The organism is Streptomyces liliifuscus (assembly GCF_016598615.1).
Lineage (GTDB): Bacteria > Actinomycetota > Actinomycetes > Streptomycetales > Streptomycetaceae > Streptomyces > Streptomyces liliifuscus.
This window is the reverse complement of sequence record NZ_CP066831.1, coordinates 10,700,715-10,725,443: the sequence shown is the minus strand read 5'-3', so window position 1 is coordinate 10,725,443 and position 24,729 is coordinate 10,700,715. Positions and strand designations below refer to the sequence as shown.

The window sequence follows — 24,729 nt, the reverse complement described above, 5'->3', positions numbered from 1 at the left end:
GCCGACGCGCCGCCTCACATTCCGAGGGACTGCGTTGTCGTAACGGTGAGGACGACAACGAGACGGAGAGATGACTGACGATGAACGACTTCCAGGCCATCGCGGACCGCGTCGAGATCGAGGCACTGCGCGGAGAGTTCACCGACGCGGCGATGATGCGCGACAGGCCCCGCCTGTCGTCGCTGTTCACACCGGACGGTGCCCTGCGCATGCCCAACATTCCCGTCGAGTTGGTCGGCCGCGAGGAGATCCGTGCCGGGGGCGAGCGGCTGCAGAGCCAGTGGGACTTCTTCGTACAGACCACGCACCCCGGCACGATCCAAATCGACGGCGACACCGCGACCGGCCGCGCCTACATCCAAGAGCTCGCGCGCACCCTAGACGGACGCCAGGGTCTGAACTACGCCGTCTACCACGACCACTACCAGCGCACCGAGGAGGGCTGGAGGTTCGCCGAGCGGGTGTACGAGGTCAGGTACCTCGACACCTCCCCGCTTGCGGGCACGGCGCCCCACGCGGCGCAGGGTTCCGAGACCGACTCGGCAGACGCCACGGCCGCCCCGGAGCCGCCCGCGTCCTTCGCCGAACCGGCATCGGCCGAACGACTGGAGCGGGTTGCCGCCGCGCTGCGTGCGGGCGGCTTCGCCGCCGAGGTCCTCGACGACGCCGCGGCCGCGCGCACTCGCATCAAGGATCTGCTCCCCGAGGGCGCCAGTGTGCTCACCGGGGCCAGCGAGACCCTCCGGCTGTCCGGCATCGACGAGGACATCAACGTCGGCGGCCGGTACGACGCCATCAGGCCGCACGTGCTGGACATCGACCGTGCAACCGGCGCCGACGAGATCCGAAGGCTGGTCGCCGGCCCCGACTTCGTCGTCAACAGCGTCGCCGCGGTCACCGAGACCGGCTCGCTCGTTCTTGCCTCGGGCAGCGGCAGCCAACTCCCTGCCAACGCGGGTGGCGCCGGCCACGCGATCTGGATCGTCGGCGCGCAGAAGGTGGTGCCCGACCTGGGCACAGCGCTGCGCCGCGTCGAGGAGCACGCCCTCCCGTTGGAGAACGCCCGGGCCCAAGCGGTGTACGGGATGCCCAGCGCCGTCAACCGCCTGCTCATCCTCAACGCGGACTCCCGCCCAGGACGCGGCACCGTGCTGCTTCTCCGAGAGGCCATCGGATACTGACACCGCCCAGGGTCCGTTGGACTGACGCGCAACCCGCCTCAGCCGCAATACGTGTTGCTCAACAGGGTGTTGATCCGTTTTCCGTCGGCCGTGGTCACCTTGTGGTTCCCGGTGCTGAAGCGTCGGGCGGCGAGCTGGTCCGGGTTGGCGACGTTTCGTTGGAGGTCGGCGCACTGGGCGTCGGCCTTGTCGATGTCCTCGGGTGCGCCCAGTGCGGGATCGATGTAGCGCAGGTTGCCCTGGAGCGCGACGGCACGCGCCGCGCGAAACGCCTCGTCGACCTGCTCGCTCGCGTCCGGGGCAGGGTCCGCCGGAAGGGTGTCGTCGGTGGGGCGGGGCGAAGCGCTCGGACTCTCGTCGGGCGTCGCGTCCGGATCCGGTGATTGCGCGGTCGCCGTCGCCGACGTCCGGGGCGCGGTCGATCGATCCTGGGCGGTCTTGTCCGTGCCGTCGCTCCCGCACCCTGCCAGCAGCAGTGCCACACAGGGGGTCAGGAGTGCGACGAGGACGCCCGGGCGTCGTGTGGAAAGCGTCTGGCGCATGGGCTCCGCTCCGCGGTCAGGACCGATGGCTGTTCTGGGCGAGTCATGGTGACGTACGGCGCTCGGGACCGCTCCCGAGCACGCCGACTCGCACCGACGGCCGACCGGACCCGCCGGGCGACACGTCGACTGCTCTCCCGAGGGTGTCGGCCCAACTCGGTTACCACCGCGATCCGTTGGGACGACAGACGTGACTCGGGGCGGTGCGGCGGGCATCATCTGTGGGTGCACCAGCGGCGCGTACATCCACGAGGGTGCACGCGCTCGACCGCGGCACTGCGCCAGGTCTGCAGGCACCGGCCAATGGAGGGTCCTCATGATCGATTCCGAACTGAAGCGAGCCCTGCACCCCCATCTGCGCAAGGAGACATTGAAGGTGGCCCTCTCCGGGTACCTCGGCGCCGGATTCCGGCGTGCCGTCCTCGGGGTGACCGACCGTCGGGTGCTTCTGGTCAAGAGTGCCTATTGGTCGGTCAGCGACAAAGGGCTGCTCTGGGCGGATCCGCTGGACGAGGTGGCTCTGGGCAACAGACCCCGTGAGCTGCACATGAGCGGCGCCTACACCGGCAACACGTACGTTCGCATACGCCGCGCGGACGGCAGCACGTTCCGCCTCAACCCCCGTACGAGCTTCATCGGCGGGGGTGACGGCACCCGGAGCAGCGTGGAGACCCTGTACTCGTCGGTCAAGGGCCGCTTCTGATCGCGTCCGTGCTCAGAAGACCAGCTCGCCGATGCCCAGCAGGTTTCCCTCGCTGTCACGGAACCAGGCACCCCGTTCGCCCCGTGCGCCCTTGCTCGGGTAGTTCCCCTCGATCTCGGCGATGCCGTTCCTGGTGCGGAGTCCAGGGACGTCCACCTCCTCGAACACCACTCCGCGCCGCTTGAGTTCCGATACGGCCGTCTCGATGTCGTCGACCTCCAACGCCATCTGGGTGAAGGTACCGGGCGAGGCTCCCGTCGATCGGAACACGACGAAGTCCACGCCTCCGCACCGGTACAACAGTCCACCGGGCCGCTCGTCGACGGGCTCCAGACCGAGTTGCTCGGAGTAGAAGCGCCTCGCCCGGTCCAGGTCCTGGGCGGGGAGCCTCGTCGCCACGCGTGCTCCGGCCAGAATGTTTCCGTGATCTGCGTTCATGTCTCCACTGTGCCTGCCGTACTCGCCATGTCGACGAGGTCTGCGAGCGTGTTCGCGAGGGCGTCGAGGCCGGGGCCCGCTGCGCCGCCCGGCTCGGACATGTAGACGTCCCGCCGGATCTCGATCATCAGGGCGCTGACTCGGCGGTCGTTCCCGTAGTACTTCAGCGGGACGTACGTCCCCTCGAAGGGGGTGTTGATACCTGTGTCTCCGAAGCCCGCGAACGCCTTCTCGGCGTGGGCCAGCAGTTCGGCCGGGGTGTGGAAGACGTCCCGCCCCAGGCAGATGGGCGGCCGGGGGCCGTCACCGTGCAGTTCGTAGGGCAGGCGCTCGGTCGGGTAGGAGTGGACGTCGATGATCACGGCCCGTCCGACTGCTTCCAGCCGCTGGGTCACGGCGTCCGTGACGGCGGCCGCGTACGGGTGGAAGTAGCGCTCGACGAGCTGCTGTCCGTCGTGGTCGGCCCGGCGGAGCTCCTCCTGGTGCGTGGTCCGGGTGTAGACCGCGCCCATCCCGACGGCCAGCATCTCCTCCCGCTCGTCCGGGAACCGTTCGGGGTCGACGACGAGCCGGGACAACTGGTTGACGAACTGCCAGGGCACCGAGGCGCAGCGTCCGGCTGCCGTCGCCGCGATCCGCGCGGTGTGGGAGTCGGTGATGTGGTCCAACTCCCGTTCCAGGGCCGCGTCTTCGAGCACGATGCCGCTCCGTACGTCCGGCGGGATCACCCGCGAGGAGTGCGGGACATGCAGGATCACAGGGGAGTCCGGCGCGCCGGCCACCAGACGGTAGGGAGCCGACACGTCGTTCATTCAGGGGTCCTCGATGCGTGCGCGTGGGGCGGGCGTCGTGTGTGGGTTCGAGTGCGGGTTCGGGTCGTGCGTCAGGGCATGTGCACCTTTCCTACTACACCAACCGGCCGAGCCGGAGGGGTGTGCGGGCCGCGCGGCGGACCGGCGGGAGTGGCCACCCCTCCAGCGGCGTCCGGGTTACAGGCCGTCGCGAACCATGGCTGCGACGATCTGGACGTGGCGGTTGGCCGCCGTGTTCGAGAACTCGTTCTCGTAGTTCAGGCCGTAGGGCCAGAAGTGGCCGCCGCCGGTGGACAGCGTGGCACCCGAGCCGTCGAACTGCTTGACGAGGGCCGTGGCCTGCGCGCCGCGCCAGGTGCCGCTGCCTCCGAGGGAGGACCAGCGGGAGCTCGTGCCCACGCCGATGGTGTGGGCGATCTCGTGCAGCGCGGTCCGCTCGGTCATGTAACCGCGGTTGCCGAAGCGGATCGTGCCGTTGATGTTGCCATCGGCTGTGGGGACGCCCGGGTCGTAGCGGACGGTGATGGTCTTGCCGAGGTCGCTCACGTTGTTGTAGCGGGCCACCGCGGCGTTCATGGCCGCCGTGATGAGGTTGTACGCCGTCTGCTGGTCCTGAGTGGGATTGGCGGCCCGTTCGAGGGTCCAGGTGATGGTGGCCGCCGCCACCTGCTCCTTGGGGATTGGGGCGGCCTGGGGCGCGGCCTGCGCGACGCCGGGCCCGGCGAGCACGGTTGCTGCCAGTACGGCTATGACCGCCAGCCGTCGCCGGGGCCCGGTCGTTCGCTCGGTGGGCTCCGAGGCGTGTCGTGGGCTCATTGAGAAGTCCTCCTGTGGGGGGTGGGCCGCCGAGTGCGGGGCTCGCTTCGCGGCCGAAATATCAAGCAACGTTCGAGATATCGGTCAGATGTGATGCCTCCAGAGGAAAAACGGTGGGTACATGCTTGCCAATTGCCCGCACCGGAACAGGGCCCTTTTACGCCGAAGTTCGTACGCCGACTCATCCACACGGCTACGGAAACCCGATTTCCGCAAATATCCAGTCGCCCACTCCCCCGCTCGTCCGCCGCTCCCCCGGTTTGTTACGCTCCCGTCGCTGCCTGTGGGGGAAGTCCGGTGAGAGTCCGGCGCTGACCCGCAACGGTGTGCGTGGCGAACCCGTGGTTCGTCGCGTGAGCCCGATCGCCCGTGGGTGGTGCGACCCGTTTACTGCTCGCCGTGGACTGCGAGAGGGGACCGCACGGCCGGCGTGTCGTACGGGCTGTCTCTTCACTGACGTTCAGGCGGCCTCAGCTGAAGGACCGCCCCGACCGTGCGCCAGACCTCGATCAAGAGCACGAGCCCGAACCCGCGCCGAATATCCGTCCCGCCGTTGGTCGTTGGACTGGGGCTGCTGCTCCTCGTCTCGATCGTGTGCGGGGTGGCTCTCGGGGCCTCGGGGATCGGCTGGGCGGACGTGCACCGGTTCCTGTGGGCCGGGTTCACCGGCGGGACGGTGCATGCCGGGGACGTCGCCGCGTACACCATCGTCTGGGAGATCCGTCTGCCGCGTGTCGTGCTCGGCGCTGTCGTCGGAGCGGGGCTCGCGGCCGTCGGTGTGGCGGTGCAGGCCATGGTGCGCAACGCGCTCGCCGACCCGTTCGTGCTGGGTATCTCCTCGGGGGCGGCCGTGGGTGCCAACGCCGTCATCCTGCTGGGGGCGTTCGCGGGGCTGGGGGTCTGGGCGCTGTCGTTGTCGGCGTTCGTATCGGCTCTCGCCGCGATGGTGCTGGTGTACTCCGTGGCCCGGTCGGCGCACGGGCTGACGCCGCTGCGGCTGATTCTGACGGGGACGGCGCTGGCGTACGGCTTCGAGGCCGTCACCACGGTGATGGTGTTCGGCGCGGCCCGTGGCGAGGCGGCCAGGTCGGCGATGATGTGGCTGCTGGGGAGCCTGGGCGGCGCGACGTGGGCGCAGGTGCCGCTCGCCGCCGTGACCGTGGTGGCCGGGTGGGCGTGGCTGCGGTGGCGCGCCGAGGCGCTCAACGCGCTTGCCATGGGCGACGAGACCTCGGCCGCGCTCGGTGTCCAACCGGGGCGGCTGCGCCGGGAGTTGTTCCTTGTCAGCGCCGCCGTGACCGGGACCGTCGTCGCGGTCAGCGGGGCCATCGGGTTCGTCGGACTGATGGTGCCGCATGTCGTGCGGATGCTGGTCGGTGCCGATCACCGGCGGGTGCTGGCGGTGGCTCCGCTCGCCGGAGCCGTCCTGCTCGTGTGGGCGGATCTCCTGTCCCGGCTGCTGCTCGCGCCCGCCGAACTGCCCGTCGGAGTGATCACGGCGGTGGTCGGTGTGCCCGCCTTTCTGCTGCTCATGCGACGCGGCGGCTATGCCTTCGGGGGCCGCTGATGGCCACCGGGGGCGACTTGAGGAGGGTGGGCGGCCATGCGGCTTGACCTGGAAGGCGTGGCGGTCGAGGCCGCCGGGGTGCGGCTGGTCGACGACATCCGACTCGCCGTGGACAGCGGGGCGTTCGTCGGCCTGGTCGGCCCGAACGGGAGCGGCAAGTCGACACTCCTGCGCTGTGTGTACCGGGCGCTGAGTCCGGCGGCGGGCACCATACGGCTCGACGGGGACGACGTACACGCCATGTCACCCCGGGCCGCCGCCCGGGTGCTGGCCGCGCTGCCGCAGGAATCGTCGGCCGAGTTCGACTTCACCGTCGCCGAGGTGGTCGACATGGGACGGCTGCCGCACCGGGACCGTACCTCCGCCGGGGACCGTGCCGTGTGTGCGGACGCCATGGCCCGTACGGGTGTCACGCACCTCGCCGACCGTGGGTTCCTCGCCCTGTCCGGTGGCGAGAAGCAGCGCGTCCTCATTGCCCGCGCCCTCGCCCAGCAGCCCAGGGTCCTCGTACTCGACGAACCCACCAACCACCTCGACATCGCCCACCAGTTGGACGTGCTCTCGTTGGTCCGGGCAAGCGGCCCGACCGTGCTGGCCGCCCTGCACGACCTCAACCTGGCCGCCGCGCACTGCGATCTCCTGTACGTCATCGACGGCGGCCGAATCGTCACCTCGGGACCGCCCCACGACGTCCTCCAACCTGAGCTGCTCGCCGGGGTGTTCGGGGTCCGCGCGCATCCCGTACGGCATCCGGAGACCGGTGCCGTCCAACTTCTCTTCGACCGGCTCCCGCTCACCACCCCGTAAGGATCCTCATGCGCAAGTTCCTCGCCGCTGCCCTCTGCCTCGCCGCGACCGTCACAGCCACCGGCTGCGGCGCCAGTGTCGAGTCGTCCGGGGACGCGAAGTCCTCGTCGGTCGGCCTGACCAACTGCGGCCGGAAGGTGACGTACGACAAGGTCCCGGAACGTGTCGTCACGAACGACGTCGGGATCACGGAGCTGATGTTCGCCCTCGGCCTTGAGGACCGCATGGCCGGGTTCGCCATGCCCGACGACAAGGGCGATCTCAGCGGCGTGCCCTGGAAGGACGGCTACGACAAGGTGAAGTGGCTGTCGAAGGACCAACTCACCAAGGAGAACGTCCTCGACGCCCGCGCCGACCTCGTCTTCGCCGGCTGGAACTACGGCTTCCGCGACGACGGCGGCTTCACCCCCGAGGCGCTGAAGAAGCTCGGCATCCCCTCGTACATCCTCACCGAGTCCTGCCGCAACGGCCGCACCAAGACCTCGCGCGGTCTCATGCCGCCCCTGGACGCCCTCTACACCGACCTCACCAACCTCGGAAAGCTCTTCGGCGTCGAGAAGCGGGCGGCGACCCTGATCGCCGACTTCAAGAAGCAGATCGCCGACGTACGGGCGAAGGCCCCCGAGGGCGCCGAGCGGCCCAAGGTCTTCCTTTACGACAGCGGCCAGGACCAGCCCTTCACGTCCGGCCGTTACGCCGCTCCCGAGCAGATCATCAGCGAGGCGGGCGGGGTCAACGTCATGCACGATGTCGCCGACTCCTGGACCACCATCGGCTGGGAGAGCGTCGTGGAGCGCGACCCCGATGTCATCGTGATCTGCAACTACGGGGACGTGAGCGCCGAGCAGAAGAAGAAGTTCCTGCTGTCCTACGCGCCGCTGCGCAATGTCTCGGCCGTCAAGCACCGGCGGATCTTCGTCCTCGACTATGTCGACCTCGTCGAGAGCCCGCGCAACCCGGCGGCGATCGCCCGCCTCGGTGCGTATCTGCGGACGACGGTGGGGTGACCTGGCCCTGGCTCCGGCTCCGGCTTCGGCCCCGGCCCCGGCTCCGGCTCCGGCTCCGGCTCCGGCTCCGGCTCCGAGAAGTCCGTCGGACGGAATACTCTGCTGGTATGAGTGAGCGAGGAATGCAGGAGCTGGCCCTCCTCCTGCTGACGGCACTGGCGGATGCCCCTCGGCACGGGTATGCCGTCGCCCAGGAGGTCAAGGCCATCACCGACGGCCGGGTGGTGCCGCGTACCGGGGCGCTGTACGGGGCGCTGGACCGGCTGCTGGACGAGGGCCTGATCCAGGTGGAGCGCGAGGAGGTGGTGGGCGGCCGGGCACGCCGGATCTTCGCTCTCGCTCCCGCCGGACGGGAGCGGCTGGAGGCCGAGGCGGAGCGGCTGGCCGCCACCGCCCGGGAGGTCAGGCGGCGTCTGGGCTCCGGCGGCGCGGCGGCGCTGACGTGACCGACCCCCTGCTCCGTCTGTATCCGGCCGCGTACCGGGCCGCCTACGGGCAGGAAATCGTCGATGTGCACCGTGAGATGACGGCGGACATGCCGCGCGCGGCTCGGCTGCGCGCGGACGCCGACCTGGCCGCACACGCCGTGCGGGTCAGGCTGCGCCTGGACTCTGCGTCGCCCGCGGGTCGCTTCTTCGCCCTGGCGGCGCCGTTCGCTCTGGCGGCCGGCGCGGTGGACAGCGGGCTGCACCTGACGCGCTGGTACGCGGGACTCGTTCGCTCGCCCGCCCCGGCGTGGGTCCAACTCTCCACCATGGATGGCGCCCGGGCCGCCTACTTGCTGCTCTCACTGCTGGTGTGCCTCGGCGCGGTCGTCGCCTTGACCGGGCGGTGGCTGCCGGGTGCGGGCATGGCCGTGTGCGGGTTGCTGGGAACGGCCGTGCAGTGGGCCGTCGCCACGCCCGCGCACGGCGAGGGGGCGGTCGCCCCGGTCACCGCGGCCCTGTTGACCGTCGCCGTGGTGCTCAGCTGCCCTCCTGATCGACGTGGTGACAGGCAACTGTCCACGGCAGCCGGAGTGATGGCCGCCGCGGCATGGTTTCCCGTCGTGGTCGTGGACACCGGGGCCTTCGGCGTGACAACGGATTACGGTGCCTGGCCGATGCTGGTGCTCGCCCTCACGGGTGCCGTCCTCGCCGTGCGCGCGCGTTCCTCCGGTCTGCGTGAGCTCGGGGCGATGGCGGTGGCCTCTTCGCCTCTGGTAGCCCACGCCTACACGGACGCCTGGCTCGAACTCCGGCCCGTATTGGGACTGTTCCTCCTGCTGCCGGTCGCGGCGGCGCTCACCGCGTGCTTCCAGATGGTTCGCCGCCGCCGCTGAGACAGCCGCATCGACGCTGACACAGCCTCATCTCTCCGGCCGACGGTCACCGGCGGTTCGCCCCTGCTTGCGATAGTCCGTTGAACTGAATACTCTCTCCGGTGTTCTATTCGTGAGTTCGTTCCGGGCCAGAGAAGATCACCGAATTGCCGTTCACCGTGTCCCATCCCGCCGCCGTGCTGCCGCTGATGCGCCGGCCGTTCGTTCCGGCCGCTCTGGTCGCGGGCGCCGTGGCACCCGACGTCCCGTACTTCCTCGGCCGCCTCGGCATGGCCGAGACCAGCCCCCGGGACTGGTACGGGCCGCTCCTCAATGCCACGGAGACGCACTCGTTCGATGCGGGCCTGTTGGTCGGCCTGCCCCTTGCCGTCGGCCTGGTCGCCGCCCACCGGATGCTGCGCGCACCGGTCACCGCCCTGCTGCCGCCCGGCCTCGGCCTTCCGGAACCCGAGCGGGTGCCGGGCCTGCGCGCCAAGGCCCGGTACACGATGTGGCTGCTGATCTCCGCGCTGATCGGCATCGCCTCCCACCTGGCATGGGACTCCTTCACACACGGCGACGGCCTCCTGGTCACCCACGTGGAGGCGCTACGAGCGTCGGCCCTGGGCGGCCTGACGGTCGCTCGGCTGCTGCAGTACGTGAGTACCGTCGTCGGCCTGGCGGCCGTCGCCCTGCATCTTTGGCGGCGCCGCGGCCGACTTCGTACGCAGGTCGGCACCGTGTCCCGCCTGGGCCCTGTCACGCGATGGAGCGTGGTCGGTCTGCTGGTCCTGTCACCCGCGCTGGGCGGTGCCGTGGATGCCCGCGCCGACTTCGACGCCTACCGTCATGTGACCGAAGTGGACTACAGCCGCCCCACCACCGTCGACCTGGGCGACGGCGCGAGCGAGACCACGTACCCGTCCACAACCGTCCGGGCTCCCTGGGGCACCCTCGCCGAAGGTGTGCTGACCGGGGTCGCCACGAGAGCGGGAGCCGCCTTCGCGGTCGCTCTGGTGTTGTACGCCACCGCCTGGCAGATCGCGGATGTCTCTCGTCGTTCGACGAGGAGGACGAACTCCGTGCTGCCGGTCCCGTCCTCATCACCTCCGCCCCCTGAATGACCCGCCACCTGACCTCGGCCGTCGAGCGGGTGCGGGCACTGCATGCCGACCCGCACGGTGTGTTCCGCCGGAGTCTCAGCTCTCCGTCCGGGCGGCCTTCCAGGCTCGGTAGTGCCGCTCGGGCGCATCGGTGAAGGAGGTGTGGCGGGGGCGCCAGCCGAGCAGTCGGTGGGCCTTGGCGCTGGTGACGAGTTCGTCCTGGTCGGCGGCCATCTGCATCATGCCGCCCGCCTCCGCGGTCTCCAGGGTGATCTCGCCGGTGTAGCCGGCTGCGCGGACGGCTATGCGCTGCATGTCGAGAGCGGCCACGCGCTGGTCGTCGGCGATGACGAAGACCTCACCGTCCACGGCTGCGGGGTTGTCGAGGATACGGACGTAGGCGTCGGCGAGGTCGTCGACGTGGACCCAGCTCCAGCGCTTGGTGGTGTCGCCGTAGAAGACGGGCTTGCCCTCCTCGGCGGCGGCGAACCACTGGCCGCTCATGGAGGTGGTGGCCGGGCCGCCGTACATGAAGCCGGGGCGTACCACGGTGTGCGCGACGCCGCTGTCGGCGAGTTCCTTCTCCAGGGCGAAGCGGAATCCCAAGGGGCTCTCGGAGTTGCCCGGGGTGTTCTCGTCCATGAGCGCGAGTCCGGTGCGGCCGTACGAGGAGATGCCCGTGGTGAAGACCAGGTGGCGGCGGCGCCCGTCGCGCTCCTGCGCTGCGGCCAGTTCGGCGATGAGCCGCTGGTCGCCGCCGACCGGGTCGCTCATGTCCATGAGCAGGTGCACCACCGCGTCCGTGCCCTCCAAGTGGGCGCGCAACGTCTCGGGCCGGGAGAAGTCGCCCGGCACTGGGGTGACTTCGTTGACGGCGAGCTCCCGGGCGGCCGGGCCGTCGGCGTCGCGGGTCAGGCCGAGGACGGTGTGTCCCGCGCGGGAGAGCGCGGTGGAGACGCGGCGGCCGGCGTAGCCGGTGGCACCGATGACGAGGACCTGCATGACGATGTGCTCCGTTCGGTGTGGTGCGGTTTCCCGCGTCAGACGGCGGGGGTGGTGGTGAAGAAGAGGGCCAGGCGCTCGGCGGTCCATTGCGGGTTGTCGGCGGCGAAGGTGTGCGCGGCGCCGGGGGCGATGTCCGCACGCACATCGGTCGCTGCGCGGCGGGCGCCGTCCACCAGGACCCCTTGGGGCAGGCCGTGTTCGCCGTTCAGGACGAGGACCGGCATCCCGACCGGACCGTTCGCGCGGGCCGCCCGGCCGTCCTCGACGAGGGTGGCGTAGTGCTCGAATCCGCCGCGCATCGCGTCGGGCGCGGTGTAGACGCGCAGGAGGTCGGCGCGGTCGGCATCCGTGATGCCGCCGCGGGTCATCATCGACCAGAACCCGCCCAGGTACTGCTCCTCCTTGCCGTCGGTGAGCATCGCGGCCAGGTCGCTCTGAGCGTGGAAGCCGAAGTGCCATGAGCCTCCGGTGGCATGGTTCATGTGATCTTCGAGGCCGTAACCGGGCAGGAACGCCTCGCTGAGCACGAGACGGGTCACCTCCTGCGGATACGCCTGGGCCCAGGCGTGAGCGGTCATCGTGCCGACATCCGTGCCCACCACGTGCGCCTGGTCGTGCCCCAGGTGGTGGAGGAGTTGGTGGAGGTCCTCGGCCTCGTCGCGCTTGGTCCAGTGCCCGGCCGGGATCGAGGAGTCGCCCGAGCCGCGAAGATCCGGCGCGATGACGGTGAAGCCCCGCTCGGCGAGCAGCGGTATGAGCGCGCGCCACTCGATCCAGCTGAACGGCCAGCCGTGCAGCAGCACGACGGCGGGCCCGGACCCACCGCTCACGAAGTGCAGCCGAACGCCGTTGACCTCGGCGAACCGGTGGCTGAACCCGTCCGGCACCGCGACCCGAACCGGGGACATGGGTGATGTGGGTGATGGGGGTGGCATACGAGGACCTCCAAAGTTGCTTGCTTCAGCAACAATGACTCCTGATTGCTTGCTTCGTCAAATAGACTGGGCGCATGGCTGCCGACACCGACCCCGCGCCCTTGTCCCCGGACGAGCTTCAGCTCTGGCAGAGCCTGGGCCGCCTCGTCCACGCGCTGCCCCGCGCGCTGGAGGACGACATGTCCCGCACCGGCGTCACCATGACCGAGTTCGCCGCCCTGCTGCTCCTCAGCTCCGCCCCCGACATGCGGATGCGCATGTCCGCCCTGGCCGACGCCGCCGGACTCACGCCCTCGCGCATCACCCGCGTCGTCGACGGTCTGAGCAAGCACGGGCTGGTCCGCAAGGAGCGCCACGGCGAGGACGGCCGGGGCAACGACGCCATACTCACCGAGTCAGGACTCCACGCCATGGAGGCGGCGCAGCCCGCCCATCTGGCCAGCGCCCGTCGCCGTTTCCTGGACCAGATCCCCGAGGAACTCGTCCCCGCTCTCGCCAGCACCTTCGCGGACCTCGCCGACTCGCTGTCCCAACCGGGTCGAACGACGACCTGACGCTCCCGGCGCACCTGGCAGACGCAGGAAGCCATGGACCCGTTCGCCCAGCTCAGGCGTGACCTCGCGGTGGTCGTGAGCGCCGAGGCCTTCTTCACCCTCACCGATCGGTGCGGCCTCGGCCCCGACACGGCCATCGCGAGTGCCGCACGGACCACGACCACCCTCACCGAGGCGGCGGTGCGCTCGCTCGCATAGCAGCGGCCGCCGAAAGCCGTGGAGTGCTATTCGAGGCCCTCGGCGAGACGGAAGTCGTCGTCGACCAGGCCCAGTCGGTGGGCCACGACCGCGGCCTGGACGCGGTTGCGCAGGCGCAGTTTGTCCGTGACGGAGGCGACGTGGGTCTTGACCGTGGTCACACCGAGGTGGAGGCTCTCGGCGATCTCGGCGTTGGACTGTCCGACGCCGACGAGGGCCAGTACGTCTCGTTCGCGGGGTGTGAGGGTGGCCAGAATCGCCGGGTCGGCCGTGTCGCCCCTGACGTCCTGGTGGTGTGACTGGACGGCGCGCCGGACGACGCGCGCCATGACGGCCGGGGCGAGAAGCGACTCTCCCTGCGCGGCTCGCCGTACGGCGGAGAGCATCGCGTCGGGCTCCCCGTCCTTCAGCAGATAGCCGACGGCTCCGGCACGCAGTGCCCCGTAGACCTCGGCGTCGTCGTCGAAGGTCGTGAGCATCACGACGCGCGTCGCCGGGAGGGCCTTGAGGATGCGGCTGGTGGCCTCGATTCCGTCGACTCGTGGCATGCGCAGGTCCATGAGGATGACGTCCGGGCGGAGCCGCTCTGCCATGCGTACGGCTTCTAGCCCGTCCGTGGCCTCGCCGACCACGTCTTCCCCGGCCGTACGCAGAAGGAGGGTGACCCCTGCCCGTACGAGGGTCTGGTCGTCGACGACGAGTACGCGGATCATGTGCGGGCTCCCAGGGGCAGTGTGACGCGCAGTCGCCAGCCGCCGGAGTGGGTGGGGCCGGCGGCGAGGGTGCCGCCGAGGATCTCGACGCGTTCGCGCATGCCTGCCAGGCCGTGCCCCGACTCGGGCAGAGCGGGGGGCGGGCCGACCGGTCCGGAGTTGGCGACTTCCACCGACAGTTGGGTGTCGTCGACGTCCACGGTGGTTTCGACCTCGGCGCCAGGGCCCGCGTGCTTGAGGGCGTTGGTGAGTGCCTCCTGCACCACGCGGGCGGCCGTCACCCGGAGCGTGAGCGGTGCCTCGACCGTGCCTTTGTCGAGGTGGGCGACCACGTGCAGACCGGCGGTACGGCTGCGCTGGACCGCATCGGTGATCATCTGCTCGGGGTCGACCAGGGATTCCTGCTCGGAGGGGTTCCGCAGCACGCGCAGCAGGCTGCGCAGGTCGACGAGGGCCTGGCCCGCGCTCGTGTGGATCGCGCCCAACGAGTCGACGGCCACGCTCAGACGCTGTTCTGGGTCGGGTGCGTGAGTGGCGGCGTACTGGGCCGCTCCCGCTTGCAGCGCGATCGCGGACACGTGGTGTGCCACCAGGTCGTGCAGGTCGCCGGCGATCCGGGCCCGCTCGGCCAGCCGGATGGCCTGCATCTCGGCGTCCCGCCGCTCCTCGGCGTCGCGGACCCGTTCCTCGGCGACGGCCGAGGCCAGGCGGACGCCTGCGAGGTAGCGTCCGAACGCGACCGGCGCCGCCACCGTCAGGGCCAGCGTGACGATCCGCACCAGCCCGTCGGCGCCGGTCAGCAGCCCGTCGCCGTCACTGCCGAACGCCACGAGGATCGTCGCGTACCCGGCGAGGTACGCGGCGCCGGTGGCCGGCCAGCGGTGCCGGTACGCCACCGCTCCCAGCGCCACCACCCCCGCCAGCGGAGCGACATGGCCGCCGACGGGAAGGGCGGCGTCGCCGACGAGGGTCAGAACCACCTCGACCGCGAAGACCGTCAGGGGCACATGACGTACGAGGCCGAGCGCCGCGGCCGCCGCCCCGACCAGGACCCACTCCGTGGCGCCGCCGCCGGACGATGGGCCCAGGACCACGCCCACCGCCCCGAGCCCGCCCGCGACGGCCACGATCGCGGCGTCGAGCCAGGACCACCGGCCACGGAATCTCTCCACCTGGCCAGACTACGGCGCCACAGCCGACGGCCCCCTCCTCCGACCGGTCGCCCCGCCTCCTCCTTCTGGCCGCTGATGCGGCCCTTGGCACGAAGCCGACGGGGGGCGCGTCTCCCTAGCGTCGGTGCCCTGACCACCGTCGCCGCGTGTTCCGCGGCGGCCGTTCACGAAGGGCACGTGACGTGACGTTTTTCGGGGAGTTCCTGCGCAGTCCGCTGACCGTGGGGGCGGTCGCGCCGAGCAGCGGCGCGCTCGCTCGGGTGGTCACGGCGCCGGTGCCGGGGAGCGGCGATCCGGTCGTGGTCGAGCTGGGCCCGGGCACGGGCGCGTTCACCGGTGCCATTCAGCATCGTCTCGGCGGCCGGGGCCGCCACATCGCGGTGGAGATCAACGAGCGGTTCGCCGCGCGGCTGGCGGCCCGGCATCCGGGGGTGGACGTGGCGCTGGCCGACGCCGGAAGCCTCGCCGGAGTGCTCGGCGAGCGTGGCATCGAGCGGGCCGACGTGATCGTCAGCGGCCTGCCGTGGGTGGCGTTCGGCGAGAACGAGCGCCGTGACGTCCTTTCTGCGGTGGTGGGCGGGCTGTCGGAGTCCGGAGCCTTCACGACGTTCGCGTACGTGCATGCCCGCTGGGCGAGTCCGGCGCGGCAACTGCTGCGGTCGTTGGAGGCCCGCTTCGAAGAGGTCGTGGTGGGCCGGACGGTGTGGGGCAACCTGCCGCCCGCGCTGGTCTACCACTGCCGTCGTCCGGCCTGGTGATCCGCCTTCGTGATGCGGCCCGGTGATCCGCCCGCGCGGTCCGCCCGGTGACTTCGCCCGGTGTGTCGGCTCGGTGATCCGGGCCGACGACTCGGCCCGCTGATGAGAAGCCCTGATGAGAAGCCCTGATGGCACGTCAAGGAGAGGGATTGTGATGGCAGACATCGACGACCGGGGCCCGATGGTGGGTCCGTTGGGCCGGCTGGGCCGGTTCGCGTACCGGCGTCGTGGCCGCGTGTTGCTGTTGTGGCTGGCCGGGCTGGCGGCGGCCCTGGCGCTGTCCGCGGCGTTCGCGGGTGAGTTCACCGCCGACTACTCGGCACCCGGATCGGACTCGAAGAAGGCCCAGCAGGTGCTGGAGCAGCGGTTCCCGAGCCAGTCCAACGCGGTCGTCACGGTCGTGGTGCGGGCGGACGCCGGTGTGCGGGACGCGGGTGTCCGGCGCGAAGTGACCGAGCTGCTGGACGAGTTGACGTCGGTGCCGCACGTGGCCGGAGTCAACGATCCGTACGCGACCCCGGGCACGGTGTCCGCCGACGGACGCACCCTGCTGGCGAACCTGCGCCTCGACGTGGTGAACGCGACGGACATGCCGGTCGAGGACAGCACCCGGCTGATCGACGTCGCCGAGAAGGGCAGTACGGCCGGGATGCGGGTGGCGCTCGGCGGACAGGCGATCCTCCTGGCCGAGGGCGGCTCGATCGGGTCGGAGGCGATCGGGCTGGCGGTCGCCGCCCTGATCCTGCTGCTGACCTTCGGCAGCGTGGTCGCGGCCGGGCTGCCGCTGCTCGTCGCGGTGGCGGGGCTGGTGGTCAGCGGCGCGCTGACCGGTGTGGTGATCCGGTTCGTCGACGCGCCCGAGTGGTCGACGTCGCTCGCGGCCATGCTGGGCATAGGCATCGGTATCGACTACGTCCTGTTGATGGTGACCCGGTTCCGTGAGTGGCGTGCGGCCGGGCTCGATCCGGAGGCGGCCACGGTGGCCACGCTCGACACGGCCGGACGCTCGGTCGTGGTCGCCGGCGTCACGGTCGTCGTCAGCCTCCTCGGCCTGTTCGCCATGGGTCTGTCCTACATGCGTGGCGCCGCGCTGGTGGCGATCGTCGGGGTTCTGATCGTGCTGGCGGCGAGCGTGACGCTGTTCCCGGCGCTGCTCGGCTGTCTGGGTCGTCACGTCGACCGGTTGCGGCTGCCCGGTCGCCGCCGCACGGCAGTGGTGAGCGCCGATGGGCACGTCAAGCCCAGCCGGGCCTGGCTGCGGTGGAGCGGGCTCGTCCAGCGCCACCGGTACGTGGCGGGGGCGGTCGGCCTGGCCGCGATGCTCGCGCTGGCCGTGCCGTTCCTGAACGTTCAGTTCGGTTTCCCGGACGCGGGCAACAACCAGGCGGAGACGACGACCCGGCAGTCGTACGACCTCATCTCCGACGGGTTCGGGATCGGCGCCAACGGGCCCGTCCGCCTGGCCGTCCAACTCCCCGACGGCGACGACTCGGTCCTGACCCGGCTGAGTGCCGCCGTCACCGACACGCCCGGCGTCGCGTCGGTCTCGCCACCGCTGCTCAACCAGGCCGGTGACACCGCCGTCCTGACCCTCACGCCGGCCACCGGCCCGCAGGACCGGGCCACGCAGGATCTGGTGCACCGGCTGCGGGACACCACCGTCCCGGCGGCCGTCGACGGTACGGACGCGAGGGTCCTGGTCGGCGGGACCGCGGCGACGTCGATCGACAGCACCGCCGATCTGGCCGGCCGCATTCCGTACCTGATCACCGGGGTCGTCCTGCTGTCGATGTTGTTGCTGCTCGTCGCGTTCCGCAGCATCGCCGTGGCGGTCAAGGCCGCCGTGATGAACCTGCTGTCCGTCGCCGCCTCGTACGGAGTGGTCGCCCTGGTCCTGCAGGGCGGCTGGGCAGGGCAGTTGATCGGTATCGACACGCCCACACCGTTGCCGCCGTTCGTCACCGTCCTCATGTTCGCGGTGCTGTTCGGGCTGTCCATGGACTACGAGGTCTTCCTGCTCAGCCGGGTGCGGGAGTCGTGGATCCGGACCGGTGACAACGCCCGGGCGGTGACCGAAGGTCTCGCGGGCACCGGTCGGGTCATCACCGCCGCTGCCGCGATCATGATCGCGGTGTTCGTGGCGTTCGTGCCGAGCCCGGACGTGGTCCTGAAGCTCATCGGCGTCGGCATGGCGACCGCCATCCTCCTCGACGCGACCGTCGTACGGCTCCTGCTGGTCCCGGCGGCGATGCACATGCTGGGCCGGTTCAACTGGTGGATCCCGCGCCGACTCGACCGCGGGTTGCCGCAGTTGCACGTCGAGGGCCACCCGGAACACCACGCCAAGGCCCCCTCCGGCCCAGCGCCCGTACACGTCTGACGCCCTTCCCACGTCAACGAGACACCCGGCCGGCCATCACATGTCCGGTGGCCGACCGTCCCGAGACACGGCTGGCCGGCATGGTGGACTTCGCCCTCGTCGTGGTCGTCTCTGGGGCCCGTGAGAAGCAGACACGGGCCCCGGTCGGCTATCCCTTGTTACCCGAACTGGCCGGGCTGGTAGTCGCCTGCGGGCTGCTGGACCATGACGTTCAGGCGGTTGAAGGCGTTGATGATGGCGATGGTCGACACCAGCGAGGCGAGTTGCTCCTCGTCGTAGTACTTGGCGGCGTTCGCCCAGGCCTCGTCCGTGACCCCGCCGGCCGCGTCGGCGATGCGGGTGCCCTGTTCCGTCAGTTCAAGGGCCGCGCGCTCGGCGTCGGTGAACACCGTTGCCTCTCGCCAGGCCGCGACCAGGTTGAGGCGTACCGAGGTCTCCCCCGCGTGGGCGGCGTCCTTGGTGTGCATGTCGGTGCAGAAGCCGCAGCCGTTGATCTGGCTGGCGCGGAGCTTGACCAGCTCCTGGGTCGCGGCCGGCAGTGTCGACTCCCCCATCACCTTGCCCGCCGAGACGATGTGCTTGAGCGACTTGACTGCGAGCGGGATCTCGAAAAGGTTCAGACGGGCTTCCATGGTGCACTCCCTTGTCGTTGTTGGCGGATACACCTCTATGACGGGCCGGCCCGGAGAGATGTGACATCGCCGAATGTGACGCGCGTCTCGGTGGGGGAGAATCTGGAGCACGTCCACTCTCGCCCGTCAGCAGGAGTCGCCCATGTCCATCCGCCGAGTCATGCCCGACATCCGATCGGAGGCCATGGAGGAGAGCCGGGACTTCTACGGCCTCCTGGGATTCGAAGAGGTCATGAACCTGGGCTGGGTCATGACCCTCGCCTCCCCTTCCAACCCCACCGCGCAAGTCACCTTCATGAGCCAGGACAAGAGCGCGCCGGTCGTCCCGGACATGAGTGTCGAGGTGGACGACGTGGACGCGGTCCATGCGGCGATGCGAGAGAGCGGCGCCGAGATCGTGCACTCCTTGCAGGACGAGGAGTGGGGAGTGCGCCGGTTCTTCGTCCGTGACCCCAACGGCAAGGTGGTCAATGTGCTGAGCCACCAGTGACACCGCTCAATGCCCCACCTGATCCACGACGGCGCGTAACGGCCTGAGGGCGGCAGAGGACCGCCCGCTCGTGGCGCGGTGCTGGTCCGCGGCGTCAGGACCGAGGCGCCGTTTCCAGCTCCCGCTTCAAGTTGCGCAGGGTCCTGTCGATGTTGCGTACCTGGAAGTCCGCGAACGTCTGACCTCCGGTGGCCACGCGGTCGAAGACGTTGGTCACGAAGGTCGGCCAGGAGCGTCGGTCGTCGGTCCAGGTCTCGGTGACCCGCGTGGCATCGCCGTCCTGCTCGAAGCGGTACTCCCAGGTGGCGATCGGGCCTCTGAGGCGGGGGTGCTTGAGCCCGATCGCGTGGACCCGGAAGGCGAAACGGCTGCCAGGCTCAGCCGCCGTCACCGTGCATCGAGTCACCCAGCGGAAGGCTCCACGTTTGTTGCGCCCTTCGAAAGTCAGCCCGAGCGGGGCCGATTCATCGGGCGCCGGCACGGTCGCGCCGAGGTTCTCCGGACTCCAGCGCCCCATGTCGGCAGGGCGGCTGATCGCCTCGTACGCGACAGCCGGTGGCACCTCGATGAGGACGCTGCGGGACACGGTGAAGGTGCGGGCCACGTGGACTCCTTTTCCCGGCATGCAAATTACTCGCCAGTAACCATCATGGCACAGGGGTCCGCGGCGATGGCACCGGCCGTCAGCCACCCTCGACAGTGCGCAGGAACTGTTCCACGAGCGGTTCCTGCGTGCCGTCCCGGGAGACGAGGGAGAGCTCGACGATCTCGGTGGGGTCCGTGAGGGACCGGTAGGCGGCGGGCGGGCGGCTCTGGCGGACGGTCACATTGGGTACGAGGGTGACGCCGAGGCCGCAGGCCGTCATCGCCAGTTGGGTGAGGATCGAGTCGGCGAGGTGGCGCACGTCGGGGCTGAACCCCGCACGGCGGCAGGTCGCCATGAGCTGGTCGTGGTAGTCCGGTGAGGCGTCCCGGCGCAGCCACACCCACGGCTCGTCGGCGAAGCGGGCGAGGTCGACGGGGGCCGCCGATTCGGCCGGGGCCTGCACGTCGGACGCGAGGGGATGGCCCGGCGGGAGGGCGATGACGAACTCGTCGTGGCGCCAGGCCCGGATGCGCAGCCCTCGCACCGGGGTGCCGGGGCGGACGACGGCGATGTCGATCTCATGCCGGAGCAGGGCCTGTTGGCCCGACGGCGTGTCCACTTCCGTGAGCTGCACGTCGACACCGGGGCGGGCCTGCCGAAAGGCGGCCAGGGTCCCCAGCAGCGGCTCGCTCAGGGCCGAGGTCACCACGCCGATGCGCAGGGTGCCGACCAGCCCCGACTCGGCCTGGGTGGCGACCTCCTGGGCATGCCGGGCCGCCGCCACGAGCCGACGGCACTCCGCCGCGAACGCCCGTCCCGTCTCGGTCAGCGTCACCTGGCGCGCACTGCGGTCGAACAGCTTCACCCCCAGCTGGCGTTCCAGTTGAAGGATCGCCTGGCTCAGCGGCGGCTGCGACATGGCGAGCTGCTCGGCGGCACGCCCGAAGTGGAGGGTCTCCGCGACAGCCAGGAAGTAGCGGGCCTGGCGCACCTCGATCATCAGTCGCTCCACATATCGGCAAGAGAGGGAATCAGACCTTCAGTATATGGATGCCGCTTGTTTCACTGAGGGGCATGAGCGCTGAAGCAACCGTGTTGACCCAGTTCACGGCCCTGGACACAGCCGCCGTGTCCGACGCCCTCGATGCCTGTGGCCTCCCGCCGGGGCAGGGCGGCCTGCCACCCATGTGGGGCAGGCCGAAGGTGGCCGGGTTCGCGGTGACCGTCGAGCTCGAACCACTTGAACCGCTCGGCTCGGACCACGGCGGTGCCCACATCCTCACCGGCGCGATCGCCGGAGCCGGCCCCGACGACGTCATGGTGGTCGCCTGCGGCGGCCGTACCGATGTCTCCACCTGGGGCGGCATCGTGAGCGTCGGCGCCGCGGCGCGTTCCGTGCGCGGGGTCGTCACCGACGGCGCCTGCCGGGACGTGGGCCAGGCCCGGGAGCTCGGCTTTCCCGTTTTCGCGCGCGCCCAGGTGCCGGTCACCGCGCGCGGCCGACTGCGGCAGAGGTCGACCGGCGAGCCGGTCCTCCTCGGCGACGTGACCGTGCGCCCCGGCGACGTGGTGATGGCGGACGAGGGCGGCGTCGTGGTCGTCCCCCGCGAGCGGGCCTCCGAGGTACTGGCGGCCGCCCGGCGCATCGCCGAACGCGAGGCGGCCATCGAGGCGGAGGTGCGGACCGGAGTTCCCCTGCCGCAGGCGATGCGGGACGCCCGCCTGGCCGGAACGGAGGCGAAGTGATGGCGGGCCTCGACGGGCGCGGCGACGTCCTGGCTCGGCTGCGCGAGCTGCCCACCGCGTCGATCTCCGACGCGCTCGACCGCATCGGGATCGAAGGCGCCGCCCACGGCCTGTCCCCCTTGTCGAACGGATTCCGCGCGGTGGGCCCGGCCTTCACCGTGCGCTACGCGCCCGTCGACGGCACCGCCGGGGGCACGGTGGGCGACTTCCTCGACGACGTGCCGCCGGGCTCGGTCGTCGTCATCGGCAACGAGGGCCGTACGGACGTCACCGTATGGGGCGGCATCATGACCGAGACCGCGGCGGCCCGCGGCATCGCCGGCACCGTCATCGACGGCGTCTGCCGCGATGTGTCCGCCTCCCTGGCGCACTCGTACCCGCTTTTCAGCCGCGGGCGGTTCATGCGCACCGGCAAGGACCGGGTACGCCTGGTGGCCGTCGGCGAACCGGTGACCGTGTCGGGTGTCGAGATCCGCACCGGCACCCTCGTGTGCGCCGACGCGGACGGCGTGGTCGCCGTCCCGGCCGCCGACGCGGAGCGGATCGCCGAGACCGCCGTACAGATCGAACGCGTCGAGTCCGACATCGTCGCGGCCGTACGCGCGGGCAGTTCCCTGCGCGCGGCCCGCGAGAAGTTCGGCTACCACCACCTTCAGACGAGGCGGTCATGACCCACACGGAACCGGCGGCGGACGCGGCGCGCGGTCACAGCACGGCCACCCTCTTCGAGGCGTCCTCATCGGCCGCCCACGCCTGCGATCCGGCGCTACGGGCCGTGTGGCCGGGAGCCCGGGTGGCCGGGCCGGCGTTCACCGTACGGGGCATCGGCGGCGACAACCTCGCGCTGCACCGTGCCGTGGCCGCGGCCCCGGCCGGCAGCGTCCTCGTGGTCGACCTCCAGGGCGCCGCGCACGGGCACTGGGGCGAGATCCTCGCCGTCGCGGCACAGCACCGGGGCATCCTGGGACTGGTCGTGGACGGCGGCGTACGGGACGTCGCCGAGCAGGCGGCGCTGGCCTTCCCCGTCTTCGCACGCCACGTCACGGTGGTGGGCACCGGCAAGGAGCACCCCGGGCAGGTCGCCGTTCCCGTCCGCGTGGGCGGGGTGGTCGTACGCCCCGGAGACCTCGTCGTCGGAGACGCGGACGGCGTGGTCGTCGTCCCCGCGCAGGCGGTGACCGAGACCCTAGACGGGTCCGACGCGCGGGTGGCCGCCGAGCGGCATGCCCTGACAGCGATCCGCGCCGGCACGACCACGCTTGAGTACTACGGACTTTGATCCGCACGGCGATCGCACCGGACGACTCCACGGCGTACGCCATGACCGGACGGTGCAGCGGCTGTGCCGTCGCTCAGGCGAAGGACACCTCGGCGGTGGCATGCCGTGCCTCCCGGTGGCCGGCGATGTGGAGTCGGGCCTTCGAGCCGGAGGGCGTGCCGCCGGCCAGGATGTGCTCACCGGCGAACATCGGCCGCCGCAGCCGGTAGGACAGGGACCTCACCTGCCGCTCCGGCGCGTTGCGGCGGACCAGCTCCAGCATGAGCAGGGCCAGCAGCGGGCCATGGACGACGAGGCCGGGGTAGCCCTCGGTGTCCAGGCAGTACGGCATGTCGTAGTGGATGCGGTGGGCGTTGGCGGTGAGTGCGCTGAACCGGAACAGCAGCGTGGGGTCCGGCTGGATGCGCAGCTGCCAGGGGCCCTCGGCCTCCGGGACGGCGGAATCGTCGAGCACGGCCGGACGGTCGCGTTCGACGCCGCGTCCCGACCGGTAGACGATGTCCTGTTCCTCGACCAGGCAGGTGCGGCCGGACTGCCGGAACTCAATTCGCTCGGTGACGAACAGCAGTTCTCCCGTGCGGCCGTGCTTGGGAGTCACCGCGCCGAGGCTGCTGACGCGCTCGGCGGGTTCGCCGAGGCGCAGCGGCCGGTGGACCGTGCAACGGCCCCCGGCGAACATGCGCTGCCGGTCGGGGACGGGCGGCAGGAATCGGGCGTCTCGCAGGTGCCCGTCGGGGCCGAGTTCGTGCTGGGCGGGCCAGTGCAGGAAGTACAACCACTGCCAGAGCGGCGGCAGGGGGTCTCCGGCCTCGGTAGCGGTGTCGGGCAGGTCCAGGAGCGCCGACATGGCCGCGGCCGGGCCAGAGAGAAGAGGGTCTTCGTCCTTGACGGGTGCGGGGTGCCACGACTCGACGTAGGAACCGAGCGGGACGGGGGTGGGCTGCATTCCGTTGCGTCCTTGAGGTTGTCGCGTCCTTGATGTTGTCACGTGAGCCGGGCGATCTTCGAGGACGACGAGATGAAGTTGGCCGGACGTCGGGCGTCGATCGTGCCCGACGTGCCGATGCGAGCCGTGATGCCCGTATGTTCCGCCGCAGGGCAAGACGGGAAGCCACTCGCTGAGAGACCCGATCGGTCTTTGAATCACGCGGCCATGCCGATGGACCCTGATGACGTGGAACTGATCAACGAACACCTGGAAGTGCGGGTCGACGGCGTGAGCCTCGACGTGGCCACGACCCGCCGACACGGCGAAGGCGCACCGATCGTCTTCCTCCACGGCTTCGGCTCGACCAAGGAGGACTATCTCGACATCGCTCACCAGGCGTCCTTCGCCGGTCACCCGTTTCTCGTCTACGACGCACCGGGCTGCGGGGAGACTTCCTGCGCGGACCTGTCCCGGATATCGATTCCGTTCCTGGTGAAGACCGCCCGAGCCGTTCTCGAACGCTTGGGAATTCCGCGTTTTCATCTCGTCGGGCATTCCATGGGCGGTCTGACCGCGCTGATGCTGGCGCACCAGGAACCCGACCGGGTTCTGAGCTTCGTCGACATCGAGGGAAACGTCGCCCCGGAGGACTGCTTCCTGAGCCGGCAGATCGTCACGCACGCGTCGGACGACGCGGAGGGCTTCCTCGCGGAATTCAGCGAACGCGTCCGCCGTTCACCGTCCTCGTCCAGTGCGCTCTACGCGGTGAGCGTGCGTCACAAGGTACGGGCCGGTGCGGTGCGCGGAATCTTCGAGTCGATGGTCGACCTGTCCGACCACGGCGACCTGATGGCGAAATTCCTCGCGCTCCCGTTCCCGAGCATGTTCATGTACGGCGAGGAGAACTCCTCACTGTCGTACCTGAAGACACTGGCCGCGGGTGGTGTGGAGCTGGCGGAGATTCCCCACAGCGGACATTGGCCGATGTACTCGCATCCCGTCGCCATGTGGGAGCGGATCGCCGCCTTCCATGCCCTCTCACGACCACTGAACCCTCAAATCTGAGCCCTGAGCTCT

29 protein-coding genes are annotated in these 24,729 nt (G+C 70.5%); 17 read left to right on the top strand and 12 right to left on the bottom strand.

From position 1 onward, the window contains the following. Nucleotides 1-80: 80 nt before the first annotated feature. Nucleotides 81-1,181 carry a nuclear transport factor 2 family protein gene (locus JEQ17_RS46680; RefSeq protein WP_200401010.1) on the top strand — a complete coding sequence of 367 codons (1,101 nt, stop codon included), beginning with the start codon at nt 81-83 and terminating at the stop codon, nt 1,179-1,181. 38 nt (nt 1,182-1,219) lie between these two features. On the opposite strand, the gene JEQ17_RS46675 is transcribed toward JEQ17_RS46680, so the two are convergent. Next, a complete protein-coding gene (locus JEQ17_RS46675) occupies nt 1,220-1,723 on the bottom strand; it encodes a hypothetical protein (RefSeq protein WP_200401009.1) in 504 nt (167 codons plus the stop codon). A 316-nt stretch (nt 1,724-2,039) separates the two neighbouring features. Here JEQ17_RS46675 and JEQ17_RS46670 point away from each other — a divergent pair, with 316 nt between their 5' ends. Further along, nucleotides 2,040-2,426 (top strand): hypothetical protein, encoded by a 387-nt coding sequence (locus JEQ17_RS46670; protein WP_200401008.1) that lies wholly within the window; start codon nt 2,040-2,042, stop codon nt 2,424-2,426. Between the two features lie 12 nt (nt 2,427-2,438). Here JEQ17_RS46670 and JEQ17_RS46665 read toward each other — a convergent pair whose 3' ends face one another. The 3 genes from JEQ17_RS46665 to JEQ17_RS46655 all read right to left on the bottom strand — a co-directional run bounded on the left by JEQ17_RS46665 (nt 2,439) and on the right by JEQ17_RS46655 (nt 4,492). Beyond that, nucleotides 2,439-2,864, bottom strand: a complete 426-nt coding sequence (locus tag JEQ17_RS46665; RefSeq protein WP_200401007.1) for a VOC family protein — start codon at nt 2,862-2,864, stop codon at nt 2,439-2,441. After that, the gene (locus tag JEQ17_RS46660; protein ID WP_200401006.1) at nt 2,861-3,676 is read right to left on the bottom strand and encodes an N-formylglutamate amidohydrolase; all 816 of its coding nucleotides are present in this window, start codon (nt 3,674-3,676) and stop codon (nt 2,861-2,863) included. Before JEQ17_RS46660 ends, JEQ17_RS46665 begins: the two co-directional genes overlap by 4 nt. 177 nt (nt 3,677-3,853) lie before the next feature. After that, nucleotides 3,854-4,492, bottom strand: a complete 639-nt coding sequence (locus tag JEQ17_RS46655; RefSeq protein WP_200401005.1) for a hypothetical protein — start codon at nt 4,490-4,492, stop codon at nt 3,854-3,856. A gap of 493 nt (nt 4,493-4,985) precedes the next feature. Here JEQ17_RS46655 and JEQ17_RS46650 point away from each other — a divergent pair, with 493 nt between their 5' ends. The 6 genes from JEQ17_RS46650 to JEQ17_RS46625 all read left to right on the top strand — a co-directional run bounded on the left by JEQ17_RS46650 (nt 4,986) and on the right by JEQ17_RS46625 (nt 10,297). Continuing rightward, entirely contained in the window at nt 4,986-6,059 is a 1,074-nt protein-coding gene (locus JEQ17_RS46650; RefSeq protein ID WP_456115144.1) for a FecCD family ABC transporter permease, read from the top strand. Between the two features lie 36 nt (nt 6,060-6,095). Continuing rightward, nucleotides 6,096-6,866, top strand: a complete 771-nt coding sequence (locus tag JEQ17_RS46645; RefSeq protein WP_200401004.1) for an ABC transporter ATP-binding protein — start codon at nt 6,096-6,098, stop codon at nt 6,864-6,866. A gap of 8 nt (nt 6,867-6,874) precedes the next feature. Further along, nucleotides 6,875-7,873 carry an ABC transporter substrate-binding protein gene (locus JEQ17_RS46640; protein WP_200401003.1) on the top strand — a complete coding sequence of 333 codons (999 nt, stop codon included), beginning with the start codon at nt 6,875-6,877 and terminating at the stop codon, nt 7,871-7,873. Nucleotides 7,874-7,980: 107 nt separating this feature from the next. After that, entirely contained in the window at nt 7,981-8,319 is a 339-nt protein-coding gene (locus tag JEQ17_RS46635) for a PadR family transcriptional regulator (protein ID WP_200401002.1), read from the top strand. Then, nucleotides 8,316-9,194 carry a hypothetical protein gene (locus JEQ17_RS46630; RefSeq protein WP_200401001.1) on the top strand — a complete coding sequence of 293 codons (879 nt, stop codon included), beginning with the start codon at nt 8,316-8,318 and terminating at the stop codon, nt 9,192-9,194. Before JEQ17_RS46635 ends, JEQ17_RS46630 begins: the two co-directional genes overlap by 4 nt. A gap of 146 nt (nt 9,195-9,340) precedes the next feature. Then, entirely contained in the window at nt 9,341-10,297 is a 957-nt protein-coding gene (locus JEQ17_RS46625) for a DUF4184 family protein (RefSeq protein ID WP_200401000.1), read from the top strand. A gap of 75 nt (nt 10,298-10,372) precedes the next feature. Here JEQ17_RS46625 and JEQ17_RS46620 read toward each other — a convergent pair whose 3' ends face one another. Together JEQ17_RS46620 and JEQ17_RS46615 are read right to left on the bottom strand one after the other, a co-directional pair. After that, nucleotides 10,373-11,278 (bottom strand): NAD-dependent epimerase/dehydratase family protein, encoded by a 906-nt coding sequence (locus tag JEQ17_RS46620; RefSeq protein WP_200400999.1) that lies wholly within the window; start codon nt 11,276-11,278, stop codon nt 10,373-10,375. 38 nt (nt 11,279-11,316) lie between these two features. Then, nucleotides 11,317-12,189: an alpha/beta fold hydrolase gene (locus JEQ17_RS46615; protein WP_200400998.1), complete on the bottom strand. Its 873-nt coding sequence runs from the start codon at nt 12,187-12,189 to the stop codon at nt 11,317-11,319. Nucleotides 12,190-12,290: 101 nt separating this feature from the next. Here JEQ17_RS46615 and JEQ17_RS46610 point away from each other — a divergent pair, with 101 nt between their 5' ends. Beyond that, on the top strand, nt 12,291-12,770 hold the full coding sequence (locus JEQ17_RS46610; RefSeq protein ID WP_200400997.1) for a MarR family winged helix-turn-helix transcriptional regulator: 480 nt from the start codon (nt 12,291-12,293) through the stop codon (nt 12,768-12,770). 33 nt (nt 12,771-12,803) lie between these two features. Beyond that, a complete protein-coding gene (locus tag JEQ17_RS46605; protein WP_200400996.1) occupies nt 12,804-12,968 on the top strand; it encodes a hypothetical protein in 165 nt (54 codons plus the stop codon). 26 nt (nt 12,969-12,994) lie between these two features. Here the strand turns inward: JEQ17_RS46605 and JEQ17_RS46600 are convergent, their stop codons facing one another. After that, nucleotides 12,995-13,681, bottom strand: coding sequence for a response regulator (locus JEQ17_RS46600; protein ID WP_200400995.1), 687 nt, complete (start codon nt 13,679-13,681; stop codon nt 12,995-12,997). Further along, nucleotides 13,678-14,853: a sensor histidine kinase gene (locus tag JEQ17_RS46595; protein ID WP_200400994.1), complete on the bottom strand. Its 1,176-nt coding sequence runs from the start codon at nt 14,851-14,853 to the stop codon at nt 13,678-13,680. The genes JEQ17_RS46600 and JEQ17_RS46595 overlap by 4 nt, the downstream gene beginning before the upstream one ends. A gap of 182 nt (nt 14,854-15,035) precedes the next feature. Here JEQ17_RS46595 and JEQ17_RS46590 point away from each other — a divergent pair, with 182 nt between their 5' ends. Next, a complete protein-coding gene (locus JEQ17_RS46590) occupies nt 15,036-15,611 on the top strand; it encodes a class I SAM-dependent methyltransferase (RefSeq protein ID WP_234048635.1) in 576 nt (191 codons plus the stop codon). Between the two features lie 154 nt (nt 15,612-15,765). Next, complete coding sequence (locus JEQ17_RS46585) at nt 15,766-17,991, top strand: MMPL family transporter (protein WP_200400993.1); 2,226 nt, start codon at nt 15,766-15,768, stop codon at nt 17,989-17,991. Nucleotides 17,992-18,149: 158 nt separating this feature from the next. Here the strand turns inward: JEQ17_RS46585 and JEQ17_RS46580 are convergent, their stop codons facing one another. After that, entirely contained in the window at nt 18,150-18,623 is a 474-nt protein-coding gene (locus tag JEQ17_RS46580) for a carboxymuconolactone decarboxylase family protein (RefSeq protein ID WP_200400992.1), read from the bottom strand. A 142-nt stretch (nt 18,624-18,765) separates the two neighbouring features. Here JEQ17_RS46580 and JEQ17_RS46575 point away from each other — a divergent pair, with 142 nt between their 5' ends. Then, a complete protein-coding gene (locus tag JEQ17_RS46575; protein ID WP_200400991.1) occupies nt 18,766-19,113 on the top strand; it encodes a VOC family protein in 348 nt (115 codons plus the stop codon). A gap of 94 nt (nt 19,114-19,207) precedes the next feature. Here the strand turns inward: JEQ17_RS46575 and JEQ17_RS46570 are convergent, their stop codons facing one another. Beyond that, the gene (locus tag JEQ17_RS46570) at nt 19,208-19,717 is read right to left on the bottom strand and encodes an SRPBCC family protein (RefSeq protein ID WP_200400990.1); all 510 of its coding nucleotides are present in this window, start codon (nt 19,715-19,717) and stop codon (nt 19,208-19,210) included. A 79-nt stretch (nt 19,718-19,796) separates the two neighbouring features. Further along, entirely contained in the window at nt 19,797-20,699 is a 903-nt protein-coding gene (locus JEQ17_RS46565) for a LysR substrate-binding domain-containing protein (protein WP_200400989.1), read from the bottom strand. A gap of 74 nt (nt 20,700-20,773) precedes the next feature. Here JEQ17_RS46565 and JEQ17_RS46560 point away from each other — a divergent pair, with 74 nt between their 5' ends. The 3 genes from JEQ17_RS46560 to JEQ17_RS46550 are packed head-to-tail and all read left to right on the top strand — an operon-like array spanning nt 20,774 to nt 22,724. Next, on the top strand, nt 20,774-21,445 hold the full coding sequence (locus JEQ17_RS46560; RefSeq protein ID WP_200400988.1) for an RraA family protein: 672 nt from the start codon (nt 20,774-20,776) through the stop codon (nt 21,443-21,445). After that, nucleotides 21,445-22,116: an RraA family protein gene (locus JEQ17_RS46555; RefSeq protein WP_200400987.1), complete on the top strand. Its 672-nt coding sequence runs from the start codon at nt 21,445-21,447 to the stop codon at nt 22,114-22,116. Before JEQ17_RS46560 ends, JEQ17_RS46555 begins: the two co-directional genes overlap by 1 nt. After that, nucleotides 22,113-22,724 (top strand): RraA family protein, encoded by a 612-nt coding sequence (locus JEQ17_RS46550; RefSeq protein ID WP_200400986.1) that lies wholly within the window; start codon nt 22,113-22,115, stop codon nt 22,722-22,724. The genes JEQ17_RS46555 and JEQ17_RS46550 overlap by 4 nt, the downstream gene beginning before the upstream one ends. 73 nt (nt 22,725-22,797) lie before the next feature. On the opposite strand, the gene JEQ17_RS46545 is transcribed toward JEQ17_RS46550, so the two are convergent. Next, nucleotides 22,798-23,670: a hypothetical protein gene (locus JEQ17_RS46545; RefSeq protein ID WP_200400985.1), complete on the bottom strand. Its 873-nt coding sequence runs from the start codon at nt 23,668-23,670 to the stop codon at nt 22,798-22,800. Between the two features lie 42 nt (nt 23,671-23,712). Between JEQ17_RS46545 and JEQ17_RS46540 the strand changes: the two genes are divergently transcribed. Beyond that, nucleotides 23,713-24,717, top strand: a complete 1,005-nt coding sequence (locus JEQ17_RS46540; protein WP_234048634.1) for an alpha/beta fold hydrolase — start codon at nt 23,713-23,715, stop codon at nt 24,715-24,717. Nucleotides 24,718-24,729 lie beyond the last annotated feature (12 nt).

Excerpts from the sequence above, each read along its gene's own strand:
- JEQ17_RS46680 (WP_200401010.1), top strand. The coding sequence starts at position 81 with ATGAACGACTTCCAGGCCATCGCGGACCGCGTCGAGATCGAGGCACTG.
- JEQ17_RS46675 (WP_200401009.1), bottom strand. The coding sequence starts at position 1,723 with ATGCGCCAGACGCTTTCCACACGACGCCCGGGCGTCCTCGTCGCACTC.
- JEQ17_RS46670 (WP_200401008.1), top strand. The coding sequence starts at position 2,040 with ATGATCGATTCCGAACTGAAGCGAGCCCTGCACCCCCATCTGCGCAAG.
- JEQ17_RS46665 (WP_200401007.1), bottom strand. The coding sequence starts at position 2,864 with ATGAACGCAGATCACGGAAACATTCTGGCCGGAGCACGCGTGGCGACG.
- JEQ17_RS46660 (WP_200401006.1), bottom strand. The coding sequence starts at position 3,676 with ATGAACGACGTGTCGGCTCCCTACCGTCTGGTGGCCGGCGCGCCGGAC.
- JEQ17_RS46655 (WP_200401005.1), bottom strand. The coding sequence starts at position 4,492 with ATGAGCCCACGACACGCCTCGGAGCCCACCGAGCGAACGACCGGGCCC.
- JEQ17_RS46645 (WP_200401004.1), top strand. The coding sequence starts at position 6,096 with ATGCGGCTTGACCTGGAAGGCGTGGCGGTCGAGGCCGCCGGGGTGCGG.
- JEQ17_RS46640 (WP_200401003.1), top strand. The coding sequence starts at position 6,875 with ATGCGCAAGTTCCTCGCCGCTGCCCTCTGCCTCGCCGCGACCGTCACA.
- JEQ17_RS46635 (WP_200401002.1), top strand. The coding sequence starts at position 7,981 with ATGAGTGAGCGAGGAATGCAGGAGCTGGCCCTCCTCCTGCTGACGGCA.
- JEQ17_RS46620 (WP_200400999.1), bottom strand. The coding sequence starts at position 11,278 with ATGCAGGTCCTCGTCATCGGTGCCACCGGCTACGCCGGCCGCCGCGTC.
- JEQ17_RS46615 (WP_200400998.1), bottom strand. The coding sequence starts at position 12,189 with ATGTCCCCGGTTCGGGTCGCGGTGCCGGACGGGTTCAGCCACCGGTTC.
- JEQ17_RS46610 (WP_200400997.1), top strand. The coding sequence starts at position 12,291 with ATGGCTGCCGACACCGACCCCGCGCCCTTGTCCCCGGACGAGCTTCAG.
- JEQ17_RS46605 (WP_200400996.1), top strand. The coding sequence starts at position 12,804 with ATGGACCCGTTCGCCCAGCTCAGGCGTGACCTCGCGGTGGTCGTGAGC.
- JEQ17_RS46600 (WP_200400995.1), bottom strand. The coding sequence starts at position 13,681 with ATGATCCGCGTACTCGTCGTCGACGACCAGACCCTCGTACGGGCAGGG.
- JEQ17_RS46585 (WP_200400993.1), top strand. The coding sequence starts at position 15,766 with ATGGCAGACATCGACGACCGGGGCCCGATGGTGGGTCCGTTGGGCCGG.
- JEQ17_RS46580 (WP_200400992.1), bottom strand. The coding sequence starts at position 18,623 with ATGGAAGCCCGTCTGAACCTTTTCGAGATCCCGCTCGCAGTCAAGTCG.
- JEQ17_RS46575 (WP_200400991.1), top strand. The coding sequence starts at position 18,766 with ATGTCCATCCGCCGAGTCATGCCCGACATCCGATCGGAGGCCATGGAG.
- JEQ17_RS46565 (WP_200400989.1), bottom strand. The coding sequence starts at position 20,699 with ATGATCGAGGTGCGCCAGGCCCGCTACTTCCTGGCTGTCGCGGAGACC.
- JEQ17_RS46560 (WP_200400988.1), top strand. The coding sequence starts at position 20,774 with ATGAGCGCTGAAGCAACCGTGTTGACCCAGTTCACGGCCCTGGACACA.
- JEQ17_RS46555 (WP_200400987.1), top strand. The coding sequence starts at position 21,445 with ATGGCGGGCCTCGACGGGCGCGGCGACGTCCTGGCTCGGCTGCGCGAG.
- JEQ17_RS46550 (WP_200400986.1), top strand. The coding sequence starts at position 22,113 with ATGACCCACACGGAACCGGCGGCGGACGCGGCGCGCGGTCACAGCACG.
- JEQ17_RS46545 (WP_200400985.1), bottom strand. The coding sequence starts at position 23,670 with ATGCAGCCCACCCCCGTCCCGCTCGGTTCCTACGTCGAGTCGTGGCAC.